The following is a 13,135-nucleotide window of genomic DNA, read 5'->3' as shown; positions in this document are numbered from 1 at the left end:
ATGCGATTCTGTACAAATTTCCTTCTAATAATTTTAAATAACAGCTTTTTTTCTATCTATTTCTGATATTAACACGCTATAAAGAAGCTATGAAAGAAAAAATATCGAAAAATGCTCATTATGCTCGTTTACGTCGCCGATATAGTGATACAAAAAGCTTCCCTTCTCGATCTGCCACACACCTGAAAAAGGAAGCTGCTCCTTTGAAACAAGGAACAATCCGTCTTTATGGTATCCATTCGGTTTATGCTGCCTTAAAAAACTCAAAAAGAATTTTTAAATGTATCCATATTACACCAAATGCATTAAAACGATTAAATATACCCGAATCAGATTTACCTTGTCCTGTCACATTATGCTCCCCAAAACAGCTTGATACACTTGTTGGAAATGATGCGGTTCATCAAGGTATTGTTGTGGAAACTGAACCACTCCAGCCATGCCAATTATCTGAACTAGAAAATACAGATCTTGTCATCGTAATGGATCAAATTACCGATCCACATAATGTCGGTGCTATTATGCGCTCTGCAGTTGCGTTTAAAGCTGGGGCACTCATCACTACTTGTCGCCACTCACCACAAGAGAGCGGCGTTCTTGCCAAAGCAGCCTCCGGAGCTTTGGAGCTGATTAATTATATAACTGTACGAAACCTTACCGAAGCACTACAAGAACTTCATAAAGCAGGTTTTATCAGCTTCGGACTCGATTCAGAAGGCGCAGATCCTCTAGAAACAGCATTAACAGGAACAAAAATTGCCCTTATTTTAGGGGCAGAAGGTAAAGGTTTACGCAAAAAAACACGTGAAACCGTTTGCGCATTAACACGCCTTGATATGCCCGGAGATATTAAATCATTAAATGTTTCAAACGCAGCAACAATAGCACTTTATGCAGCTCATAAATATCTTAGGTCGTAGTTTTTAATTTTTTCCGCGAAATATCGAAAAAATCAATCAACAAAAAGCCTGAAAAAAAACCACCAATATGAGCCTCCCATGCTATTGAAACACCATCTCCTTCAAACAGAAAAGAGGAAATAGCTATGATAAAATCAACACTCAGCCATATACTCATATAAACAAGTACCCCTCTTGAGCACAATGCTTTTTTGATAGACAATAAAGAGCCTAAAAATCTTTCATTCTGCGCACTAACACCAAAATAACCCCAAGGAAAACCATAACGTGCAATGGCACCCATCATTCCAGACACTACACCCGATGCACCAACAAGCGATATCGCACTATCTTGGTGAAGTGCAAAATAAGTCAACACAGATATAATTGCTGTTAGTACCCAAAAAACCAAAAAACGTAAACTACCAAGATGTCTGACTAAAAGAGATCCAAAAACTAAAAGCCAAGCCATGTTAATAACAACATGTTTAAAACTACCATGCATAAATGAATAACTAATAATGGTATGACAAAATGCTAACGGTTCAGCCTTAAACAACACTGGTATAAATGAAAAAAGTTCAAGGACTTCAATATAAAGCTGATTAGAAAAAAAATACTGAGGAATAAAATAAGTACAAAAACAAAACGCTATCAAAACAACTATAATAAATGGGACATTCAATAATGGCTCTTTAGGCTGTTTCGGCAAAAACGATACATTATTATATTGTTGATTGACATCTTTCATTGTACAAAGTTCCATGCTTACTGTATAATTGATAGTTCTTTCCACAAAACAGGTATATCAGTTTTGATAATGAGAAATATTTAATATCTATCCGGTTAGTGCTCCTAAACTTCAAATATTTCTACATGAAAATACTTGTATCCTCTACAGAATATTTAAAATACGGATATTAAGAACACCATCCACAAAATTGCCGCACTATATCAGTTAGCTAAAGTCTCTATTGTAGAGACCACATAATCTTAATTATCAAACTAATTAATACCCTTCTCAATAAAAAAAGACCTCTATCACTATGAGAACAAAATCCTATAAACTCATTTGTATCTTCTTTGGAGAATAATCTGTTTAAATACAAAAGAAAAATATACCAATAAGCCCTCACTTTCAGCATATAACCACTCTCGTTTTAAGAGCTGATTTAGCCACTTAGGCTGGAATTATAAGACAAATAAAAACAATGGCTTGTTTTAAATACATTATTTTATACAAAAGGTCATTGAAAGGGCAGATTCCGAGAATCCTGTTTGCAGTCTTTTAACCACACGTCATAGATAGGATGCTCTACAGCATTCAAGCCAGGGCTATCTGCAAACATCCATCCTGTAAAAATACGCCGCACCTTTTTATCTAACGTAATCTCATTAACTTCAATAAAACCGGTTGTGCGGGTTGGCTCATCCTTGGAACTCGTATAACATGCCCGCGGCTTTACCTGTAAAGCACCGTATTGATACACTTCACCAAGAGGAACTTCAAAACGCGTAGTCCTACCAGTAATTTTATCAAGACCAGCGAAAACAGCACTTCCATTACTAATACGTTTAGCCTGTATTCCACAAACTGAGAACAAAACCACTACGGTTCCCATGAAACAAACACAAAAAAAACGCCTCAATCCTAATACTAGAAAAGCTCTCATCACACCCAATCAATCGCATCTAAAAAATTCTATTTATAAAATTTAAATATAGCAAAATAAGAAAAAATACACATACGCATCAAAACATTTTATTTTTTAGGCGACCATGCATCATAATCTTCATGTATACAAGAACGCTCACCGTTATAAGTAATAGCCCCCTTTGGTCGATAAGCGTCACTTGTCCCTGTCATATTCGCAACATGAGGCTTTTCCCATTCATACATACGATAATCCTCCTGCGTTGGAGGGCTATCACAGCGATGATGAATCCAGCCATGCCAACCAGGTGGAATGGTAGAAGCTTCAGAATAATCTTTATAAATCACCCAACGGCGTGGATAACCATCCTTATGATAGCCCCCCTCATAATAAACATTCCCAAACTGATCTTCCCCTATGCGCTTACCTTTACGCCACGTAAAAAAGCGCGTGCTTATGGTATTACCACTCCACCATGTAAAGATTTGTTTAAAAAAAACAGCCATCTTTTAGTCCATTTCTTTAGTATACCTGCAAAATAAATTCTTGGAATAAATTTGTCATGACACCCGAGATTACTAAAAAATTTTACCGGTAAATCAGTCATAACTGCATTTAATAGCCTAATTCGTGTTCCTTAACACAAGAGCTATCATATTTATGGACTTTCCTCTACCCTATAAAACTTAATCTATACCAAGTTTCATCTTAACCAATTCATTAACAGTTTGAGGATTTGCCTTACCACCTGTTGTTTTCATGACTTGTCCGACAAACCAACCAGCTAAAGCAGGTTTTTGTTTTGCTTGAAAAACTTTATCAGAATTATTGGCAACGATTTCATCAACAACTCTCTCTATAGCCTTTATATCTGTTACCTGCTTCATATTGCGTTCTTCTACAATCTGACGTGGATCTCCACCTTCATTCCAAATAATTTCAAAAAGATCTTTGGCAATTTTTCCAGAAATAGTCCCTTCTTTGATAAGATCAATAATGGCTCCCAATTGATTTGGTGATACCGGTGTCTCTTCAATCTCACGATTATTTTTATTTAAGGCGCCTAAAAGATCATTAATCACCCAATTCGCAACTGTTTTCCCATCACGCCCACAAGCTACTTTTTCAAAATAATCAGCAATAGCTTTTTCTGTCACAAGAATGGAAGCATCATACACTGTTAACCCCATCTCATTGACAAAACGTGTTTTTCTTTCATCAGGTAATTCCGGCAATTTTGCCGCCAAAGCGTCCACAAACGCTTGATCAAATTCTAATGGCAAAAGATCAGGATCAGGAAAATAACGATAATCATGCGCCTCTTCCTTTGAACGCATAGACCGTGTTTCACCTTTAGCAGCATCAAAAAGTCGAGTCTCTTGATCTATTACACCACCATCCTCTAAAATCGAGATTTGACGACGTGCCTCATAATCAATCGCTTGACCAATGAATCGAATAGAGTTAACATTTTTGATTTCGCAGCGCGTACCAAACTTTTCACCAGGACGACGAACCGACACATTAACGTCCGCACGCATGGAACCTTCATCCATATTACCATCACAGGTATCCAAATAACGAACAATCGTACGCAATTTTGTCATATAGGCTTTGGCTTCATCTGATGAGCGCATATCCGGTTTGGAAACAATTTCCATAAGAGCCACACCAGAACGATTAAGATCTACAAAAGACATTGTTGGATGCTGATCGTGCATTGATTTTCCAGCATCCTGCTCAAGATGCAATCTCTCAATTCCAACTTCAATATCCTCAAAATGGCCATTCAAATCTGGACCAACAGATATAATTACCTTTCCCTCTCCTACAATCGGATAACGAAATTGGGAAATTTGATATCCTTGCGGTAAATCTGGGTAAAAATAATTCTTACGATCAAAAACAGATTTTAGATTAATATTAGCCTTTAATCCTAAACCAGTTAAAATCGCTTGACGAACACATTCTTGATTAATAACAGGCAACATACCAGGCATAGCTGCATCAATAAGCGATACATGATTGTTCGGCTCAGCACCAAATTTGGTTGACGCACCTGAAAAAAGCTTTGAGTTTGATATAATTTGTGCATGAACCTCCATGCCAATGATGACTTCCCAATCACCTGTAACTCCAGAAATGAAACGTTTAGAATCAGGAGTGCGCGTATCAACGATGTCCATTGCCAATCCACTATCAATATTTTAAGTACACCTGATGGCTAATTCAAAACCATTCTAAACGCAAGCCTAGAATATAAATCGCACAAAAAGCCCGACTTCATCGGACCTATTCTGTTCGTGCAAATATTAACCTTTTTTAGGTGTTCTTTTCTTAGCTGGAACTTTTTCTGTAGCTTTTTCTTTCACTGCAAATTTTTTCTTTGTCGGTTTTTTTTCCGTTAAGTCTGTTTCATCATATTCCTTCATCAGCTCTTCAACTGTCACTTCTTTATCTGTGACTTTTATCCGTGTCAGCAAATAATCAATAACTTTCTCTTCAAAAATCGGAGCACGTAGATTTGCAACAGCTTCCGGAGTATTACGAAAAAAATCCATAATTTCTTTTTCTTGTCCAGGGTACTGGCGAACTTGCTCAAAAACCGCTGCTTTTAGCTCATCCTCACTTACGTTAATACCAACCTTCATTCCAATTTCAGAAAGCACCAAACCAAGACGAACGCGACGTTGCGCAAGCGCACGATATTCCTCCCGTGCCTGCTCCTCTGTGACACCTTCATCTTCAAAACTGCGCTCAGCCTTTTTTAAATCGTTATTAACTTGAGCCCATATATTGTTAAATTCAATTTCTAAAAGTCCTTCAGGAATCTCAAAATTATAATCAGCATCTAAAGCATCAAGAATTTGACGCTTAATTTTCTGACGTGTCATTAAACCATATTGACTTTCAATCTGCCCACGCACAGCTTCACGTAAACGATCTAGAGATTCTAGACCAACTTTTTGTGCTGCTTCATCATCAATCTTGAGCTTATCCGGTTTAGAAACAGCTTTAACAGTGATATCAAATTCTGCATCCTTACCAGCCAAATGTACTGCATTGTAATCATCAGGAAATTTAACAGAAATTGTTTTCATATCACCTGCTTTTACGCCAACCAATTGCTCCTCGAAACCAAGAATAAATTGCTTTGATCCCAGAATCAATTGCGCGTTACTATCTGCTCCACCCTCAAATGGAACACCCTCAAGCTTACCAAGATAATCTATCGTAACGCGATCACCTTCTTCAGAGAGGCCATCTTTTAGTGAATAATTACGCGTCGAAGAAAGGACGCGCTTTACTTGATCATCAATCTCTTGTTCAGGAATAGCTGCAACTTCACGGGTAATTTCAGTATGTTCAAAATCTTTAATTTCAAATTTTGGCAAAACTTCATACTTTAAACTAAAAACCAAATCGGCTTTGCCATCCAGAATCTGTTCATCTTCATTTATATCAATTTGCGGCTGCAACGCCGAGCGTTCATTGCGGTCAGCTAGAATAGAACGAGGTGCATCGCTGACAATTTCATTGAGAATCTCCGCCATAAAAGACTTGCCGTACATTTTTCGTAGGTATCCAGCTGGAACCTTACCAGGACGAAAACCATTAAGCTTGATCTTACCCTTGGTATTATCTAACCGTTCATTCAACTTTTTTTCTAAATCGCTCGCCGGAACCACGATCTTAATTTCGCGCTTCAGTCCTTCATTAAGCGTCTCGGTAACCTGCATTAAACAACCTTCATTCTTCTGAGGAGAGGGGAAAACCCACTCTGATAATAACTACATTCTAACACTTGAGTGTTAAATCACCATGAAGCGGAATTCCAGACACATAGAAATCCGTAGTGTTCAAAAAATTCCTTTGGTGCGGATGGAGGGACTCGAACCCCCACGGTCTCCCGCCAGAACCTAAATCTGGTGCGTCTACCAATTTCGCCACATCCGCTTTCAAACTCACAAGCCAATAAATAACCTTACATAAGCGGCGTTTCTATACCATTAATTAAAGAAAAAAAGCAAACAAATATATTAAAAAATCCAAATATGCCTCATTCTTCATAAATTACAAAAATAAAATCTACGCTTTTCATACAGAGCTACTTCCGCTAAAAGCAGGTTATGTTAAATACATTCAATACTCCAATCCATATCATCGGCGGCGGCCTTGCAGGCAGTGAAGCAAGCTGGCAAATCGCCCAATCAGGAATCCCCGTTATTTTGCATGAAATGCGGCCTCAAAAAAAATCTGAGGCCCATAAAACAGGTGAGCTTGCAGAGCTCATTTGCTCAAACTCATTCCGTTCTGATGATTCATCAGCAAATGCCGTAGGCCTTTTACATGCTGAAATGCGATTGGCAAAATCTTTGATTATGAGTGCTGCAGATGCCAATAAAGTACCAGCCGGAAGCGCACTTGCCGTTGACCGCGATGAATTTTCAAAAACCATTACGCTAGCACTTAAAAATCATCCTCTTATAACGATAGAACATGAGGAGATTCAAGAGATTCCTGAAGACTGGGATCACGTCATCATTGCAACTGGCCCCCTTACTTCACCACCACTTGCTCAAGCAATACAAGCAATAACCGGAACAGAAGCGCTCTCTTTTTTTGATGCTATCGCACCTATCATTCATACCGATAGTATTAATATGGACATTTGTTGGTATCAATCTCGTTATGATAAAATCGGCCCCGAAGGAACAGGAAAGGATTATCTTAATTGTCCCCTTGATAAAGAACAATATGAAGCATTTGTTCAAGCATTGAAAAACGCAGAAAAAATAGAATTCCGCGAATTTGAAAAAATACCCTACTTTGATGGATGTCTACCAATTGAAATTATGGCTGAACGCGGAATTGAAACTCTAAGGCATGGTCCTATGAAACCTAAGGGATTAACCAATGCCCATAATCCCACAATCAAAGCCTACGCCGTCGTTCAATTACGCCAAGACAATAAGCTTGGAACTCTTTACAATATGGTAGGATTCCAAACAAAACTGAAATATGCTGAACAAGTCCGCATTTTTAGAATGATTCCTGGCCTTGAAAAAGCAGAATTCGCACGTCTTGGTGGACTTCATCGCAATACCTATCTCAACTCGCCAATCATTCTTGATCAAACCCTTCGTTTGAAAAAAAGGCCTAGACTGCGTTTTGCTGGGCAAATCACGGGATGTGAAGGTTACGTAGAATCATCGGCAATAGGACTTCTCGCTGGGCGCTTTGCCGCTTCTGAATATAACCATAAATGCCCTTCCACACCACCACAAACCACAGCATTTGGAGCTCTCTTGAACCATATTACTGGCGGACACATCGTAGATGAAAAAGCAGAAAGGCAATCCTTTCAACCAATGAATATCAACTTTGGACTTTTTCCACCTATTGCTGTTGTCAAGCGTTCAGAAAAACACCTACCAAGCAAAGAAAAAAAATTAGCAAAAAAACAATCTATAACTGCTCGAGCCTTAGATGACTGTATTCAATGGTTAAAAAGATAGAGAACAACATAGCTTCTATTTATGAATATATATACTATTCGTTTTCAGCCTATTCAGCAGATCTTAATGATTCTCGCACAAAAATTATCCTAAAATCTTTTTATGAGTCCGACAACTGCAACTAATAAATACTACTCTACATTCTATTATTTATTAAGCAGCATAGGAACTTTAAAAGACTTTTTTAATATAAATAAAAGCCTTCACCACCATAAAAAATCTCAAATATATTTTAATTACTTAAAATGAATAATGGCGTGAAACAATACTACAGCAATAGGAATCGAACATATACAAACTTCCCCATAATATTTTTTTGATCACTGTCATAATCTTGCACTATACAGAATACCCCAGCATTCCAACATAGCAAAACTAAAGTCACCCTTTTTACAATTTATGCGAACATCTACAGCCACACATTTTATTGAAAATGCTGAAATAAAAACATTTTACACATATAACATTTGAAGAAAATATATGCTGCAAATCTCCATGTGAAAAGCACGTACAGAATATTTCTAAAAAACCCGCTCATAAATCAAAGCGGGTTTTTTTTATGCAGCTCAAATTATTTTTTATTAACAGCTTCTTTAAGACTTTTTCCTGCAGAAAATTTAGGCACAGAACGCGCTGGAATATTAATTTCAGCACCAGTTGAAGGATTACGCCCCTTTGTAGCGGCACGATGAGAAACTTCAAAAGAACCAAAACCTGGAAGACGAACATCTCCCCCTGAAGCCAAAGCTTCTGTTACAGAAGCGATAAAAGCATCAACAAAAGAGCCAGCTTGCGCTTTTGAAATACCTGCCTTTTCAGCAACGGAGCTAACCAATTCACTTTTATTCATGGAATATTTCCTTTTCCTATATTACCGGATAACACAAATTAACCGTGTTACCGGTCAGTTTATTGAAAAGTACAGCAAACAGAAGTCTTATTTTTATCCAAAGCATTGTTTTTTAGCAATAATCACAGTTATTCACGGAATTTTTTACTTTTTTTTCAAAATAAACAGAACAACAACCACGAAAACACCTTTTACTGCTTTGAAAATGCAGCTGCAAATTAGATTAATGAATCAGTGCGCAATCTGTATTCCTTCACTATCGTTCTCTTTTCTAATAGGCACAGGGACTGCGGAAGGCTCTGTCCATTCAATAGGATCAGGGAAACGAACCAAAGCATGTTTAAGGACTTCACTCACGTGATTTACTGGAATAATTTCCATATTATTTTTGACATCATCGGGAATATCAATCAAATCTTTTGCATTTTCTTCAGGAATAAGTACTTTTTTTATACCTCCTCGAAGAGCTGCCAGTAGTTTTTCTTTCAATCCACCAATCGGTAAAACACGCCCACGTAAAGTAATTTCGCCAGTCATTGCAATATCTTTATGTACCGCTATCCCTGTTAGTACTGAAACAATCGCCGTCACCATTGCAATCCCAGCTGACGGGCCATCTTTTGGTGTAGCACCTTCTGGAACATGAACATGGATATCGCGTTTATCAAAAAGCGGAGGTTCAATACCAAAATCAACAGCACGAAACCGTACATAAGATGCTGCCGCTGAAATTGATTCTTTCATGATATCGCGCAAATTTCCAGTTACAGTCATCTTTCCCTTACCTGACATCATAACCCCTTCAATGGTCAATAGCTCTCCACCAACCTCTGTCCACGCAAGCCCAGTAACAACACCAATTTGGTTTTCTCCTTCAATCTGGTTATAGTGGTAGCGTTTAACCCCCAGAAAATCATTAATATTATTCTCTGTAATCTTTACGGACTTTTGATGCGTTTTAAGAATTTTTGTAACTGATTTACGTGCTATTTTCATCAATTCACGCTCAAGGTTACGAACGCCTGCCTCACGTGTGTAAAATTGAATAATCGACTTTATAGCACTATCAGAAACGCTGAACTCTTTTTTAGACAAACAGTGATCTTTAAGTGCTTTTGGTAAAAGATGCTGCTTAACAATTTCCATTTTTTCACATTCAGTATAGCCAGCAATACGAATAATTTCCATTCGATCCATTAATGGCCCTGGAATATTAAGCGTATTCGCAGTTGTAATAAACATTACATCGGAAAGATCATATTCAACTTCCAAATAGTGATCAATAAATGTACCATTTTGTTCAGGATCAAGCACTTCTAATAAAGCCGATGAAGGATCTCCGCGGAAATCTTGCCCCATTTTATCAATTTCATCGAGCAAGAAAAGCGGATTAGACTTTTTAGACTTTTTCATAGACTGAATAATTTTTCCGGGCATAGAGCCAATATAAGTTCTGCGATGTCCACGAATTTCTGCCTCATCCCGCACCCCTCCTAATGAAATACGAACATATTCACGCCCCGTCGCTTTTGCAATAGAGCGAGCCAATGATGTTTTCCCTACACCAGGAGGACCTAGCAAACAAATAATGGGACCTTTTATCTTTGAGGCTCGACTTTGTACTGCTAAATATTCAACAATTCGTTCCTTAACTTTTTCAAGACCAAAATGCTCATTATTCATGACTTTTTCAGCAAAGTCCAAATTGTTTTTAATCTTCGACTTTTTGCCCCAAGGCATTGCTAATAACCAATCAAGATAGTTACGCACAACTGTTGCCTCTGCAGACATAGGAGACATATTCCGTAATTTTCTCAATTCCGCCCAAGCTTTTTCGCGTGCTTCCTTCGAAAGTTTTATCTTCTTGATGCGCTCTTCTAACTCAGAGAGCTCATCACGGCTATCATCACCCGCTCCTAATTCCTTCTGAATAGCCTTCATCTGCTCATTGAGGTAATACTCCCGTTGGTTTTTTTCCATTTGCCGTTTAACATGCGAACGAATACGCTTTTCAACCTGCAAAACAGAAATTTCTCCTTCCATGAAAGAAAGAACACGTTCAAGGCGATCGCGTACAGGTAATAGCTCTAATATTTCCTGCTTTTCTGAAAGCTTAATCATCAAATGAGAGGCAATAGTATCGGCAAGCTTAGAAGGATTATCAATCTGTCCAATAGCATTGACAACTTCAGGAGAAATTTTTTTATTAAGTTTTACATAATTTTCAAAATACGCAATCACCGACCTCGAAAGAGCTTCAATCTCAACACCATTCTCTCTAGGTTCCTCTATAATAATTGCACAAGCCTGATGATAGCCTTCATGTGCAGCAAATTGGCTAATTTTCGCACGTGCAATGCCTTCAACCAAAACCTTTACAGTTCCATCAGGAAGCTTTAAAAGTTGAAGAATATTAGCAAACGTACCAATGTCATAAATATCTTCTGATTTTGGATCATCATCAGAAGCATTTTTTTGCGTAACCAACAGTATCTGTTTATCAACCGCCATCGTTTCTTCAAGAGCACGAATTGATTTTTCTCGGCCCACAAAAAGTGGAACAATCATATGTGGGAAGACAACAATATCACGAAGAGGTAAAACAGCGTAAAACTCCTCTCTCACCCCATCTGTCTTTTCATCAATATATTGCATAATTCTCCTTTCTGGAGCCTATGGATCTATCCAGTAGTACACAAGCCCGCGCTTAGAAAACCCTTCAGCTCTCTACAATATATGAAGTGGTAATTGCGAACATATAAATCAAGCACTGTGACTATAATATCCAGAAACGTCCATCCATGAGGTTTATTACTACTTCTCATATCGTACACGTCATGCCGATACATTTTCTTTATCTTCTGCACGTTCTGAGTAAATATAAAGAGGACGCGCTTTCCCATCAACTACGTCGCTCGAAATAACGACTTTTTGAACACCTTCAAGAGCTGGCAGCTCAAACATCGTTTCAAGAAGTATCTTCTCCATAATAGAACGTAAACCACGCGCACCGGTTTTACGCTCAATCGCCTTCTTAGCTATAACCTGTAAAGCATCTTCATGAAATGCTAACTCGACATTTTCCATCTCAAAAAGACGCTGATACTGTTTCACCAACGCATTTTTTGGTTGCGATAAAATTTGAACAAGGGCGTTATCATCTAAATCCTCTAAGGTGGCTACAACAGGAAGACGGCCAATAAATTCTGGTATTAAACCAAACTTTATAAGATCTTCAGGTTCTAAATCACGAAAAATTTCACCAACACAACGTTCATCAGGTGCTTTAACGGTAGCAGAAAAACCAATAGAAGTTTTTTCACCACGTCCTGAAATAATCCGTTCCAAACCGGCAAAAGCACCCCCACAAATGAATAAAATGTTTGTTGTATCAACCTGAAGAAACTCTTGTTGCGGATGCTTACGCCCACCCTGCGGGGGAACAGAAGCTATCGTTCCTTCCATAATTTTCAACAATGCTTGCTGAACACCTTCCCCCGAAACATCTCTTGTAATAGAAGGATTATCAGCTTTACGAGAAATCTTATCAACCTCATCAATATAAACAATGCCACGCTGTGCACGTTCAACATTATAGTCAGCAGCTTGGAGAAGCTTTAGAATAATATTTTCAACATCTTCACCCACATACCCTGCTTCAGTCAAAGTTGTCGCATCTGCCATCGTAAAGGGTACATCAATAATACGCGCCAATGTTTGTGCTAGATAAGTTTTACCACACCCCGTTGGGCCAACAAGGAGAATATTCGATTTTGCCAACTCAATATCATTACTCTTAGACTGATGCGCAAGTCGCTTATAATGATTATGGACAGCAACAGAAAGAACACGCTTTGCATGCTGCTGACCAATGACGTAGTCGTCAAGAACTGTTATAATTTCCTGTGGAGTAGGAACACCATCACGCGCCTTAATCCCAGAAAATTTATTTTCTTCACGAATAATATCCATGCAAAGCTCCACGCATTCATCACAAATGAATACAGTAGGCCCCGCAATGAGCTTACGCACCTCATGCTGACTTTTGCCGCAGAATGAGCAATAGAGAGTATTTTTTGATTCGCTCCCGCTATTGCTAATTTTGCTCATTTTTCTTTCCTTTCACCACGATATATGAATACTTTACCTTGCCACAGGAAGTTTTTCATAAAGAAAACTAAAAGACATATAAAAAACCTGCGTGTCACAATA

General features: G+C 38.2%; 10 protein-coding genes and 1 tRNA gene. 2 read left to right on the top strand and 9 right to left on the bottom strand.

Features of this window, described 5'->3' with window-relative positions:
• Positions 1–89 precede the first annotated feature (89 nt).
• On the top strand, positions 90–920 hold the full coding sequence (locus V3564_RS02140; protein ID WP_455481200.1) for a TrmH family RNA methyltransferase: 831 nt from the start codon (positions 90–92) through the stop codon (positions 918–920).
• On the opposite strand, the gene V3564_RS02135 is transcribed toward V3564_RS02140, so the two are convergent.
• The 6 genes from V3564_RS02135 to V3564_RS02110 all read right to left on the bottom strand — a co-directional run bounded on the left by V3564_RS02135 (position 910) and on the right by V3564_RS02110 (position 6,511).
• Positions 910–1,650 (bottom strand): rhomboid family intramembrane serine protease, encoded by a 741-nt coding sequence (locus V3564_RS02135; protein ID WP_455481199.1) that lies wholly within the window; start codon positions 1,648–1,650, stop codon positions 910–912. The two genes, V3564_RS02140 and V3564_RS02135, sit on opposite strands and share 11 nt — an antisense overlap.
• A 496-nt stretch (positions 1,651–2,146) precedes the next feature.
• On the bottom strand, positions 2,147–2,572 hold the full coding sequence (locus tag V3564_RS02130) for a DUF2155 domain-containing protein (RefSeq protein WP_455481198.1): 426 nt from the start codon (positions 2,570–2,572) through the stop codon (positions 2,147–2,149).
• Between the two features lie 89 nt (positions 2,573–2,661).
• Positions 2,662–3,060 carry an NADH:ubiquinone oxidoreductase subunit NDUFA12 gene (locus V3564_RS02125; RefSeq protein WP_455481197.1) on the bottom strand — a complete coding sequence of 133 codons (399 nt, stop codon included), beginning with the start codon at positions 3,058–3,060 and terminating at the stop codon, positions 2,662–2,664.
• 180 nt (positions 3,061–3,240) lie between these two features.
• On the bottom strand, positions 3,241–4,740 hold the full coding sequence (gene gatB, locus V3564_RS02120; RefSeq protein WP_455481196.1) for an Asp-tRNA(Asn)/Glu-tRNA(Gln) amidotransferase subunit GatB: 1,500 nt from the start codon (positions 4,738–4,740) through the stop codon (positions 3,241–3,243).
• A gap of 126 nt (positions 4,741–4,866) precedes the next feature.
• Positions 4,867–6,294: a trigger factor gene (gene tig, locus V3564_RS02115; protein WP_455481195.1), complete on the bottom strand. Its 1,428-nt coding sequence runs from the start codon at positions 6,292–6,294 to the stop codon at positions 4,867–4,869.
• Between the two features lie 134 nt (positions 6,295–6,428).
• Positions 6,429–6,511: transfer RNA gene (locus V3564_RS02110), tRNA-Leu, on the bottom strand.
• 173 nt (positions 6,512–6,684) lie between these two features.
• Between V3564_RS02110 and trmFO the strand changes: the two genes are divergently transcribed.
• On the top strand, positions 6,685–8,073 hold the full coding sequence (trmFO, locus tag V3564_RS02105; RefSeq protein ID WP_455481194.1) for a methylenetetrahydrofolate--tRNA-(uracil(54)-C(5))-methyltransferase (FADH(2)-oxidizing) TrmFO: 1,389 nt from the start codon (positions 6,685–6,687) through the stop codon (positions 8,071–8,073).
• A gap of 571 nt (positions 8,074–8,644) precedes the next feature.
• Here the strand turns inward: trmFO and V3564_RS02100 are convergent.
• From V3564_RS02100 to clpX, 3 genes are all read right to left on the bottom strand, one after another.
• The gene (locus tag V3564_RS02100; RefSeq protein WP_455481193.1) at positions 8,645–8,923 is read right to left on the bottom strand and encodes an HU family DNA-binding protein; all 279 of its coding nucleotides are present in this window, start codon (positions 8,921–8,923) and stop codon (positions 8,645–8,647) included.
• A gap of 231 nt (positions 8,924–9,154) precedes the next feature.
• Positions 9,155–11,578, bottom strand: coding sequence for an endopeptidase La (gene lon, locus V3564_RS02095; RefSeq protein WP_455481192.1), 2,424 nt, complete (start codon positions 11,576–11,578; stop codon positions 9,155–9,157).
• Between the two features lie 180 nt (positions 11,579–11,758).
• Positions 11,759–13,033, bottom strand: coding sequence for an ATP-dependent Clp protease ATP-binding subunit ClpX (gene clpX / locus V3564_RS02090; RefSeq protein ID WP_455481191.1), 1,275 nt, complete (start codon positions 13,031–13,033; stop codon positions 11,759–11,761).
• Between the last annotated feature and the right edge of the window lie 102 nt (positions 13,034–13,135).

This window comes from Bartonella sp. B12(2025), from assembly GCF_053795135.1.
The sequence above is the reverse complement of the archived record's forward strand: the minus strand, read 5'-3'. Positions and strand labels throughout refer to the sequence as shown.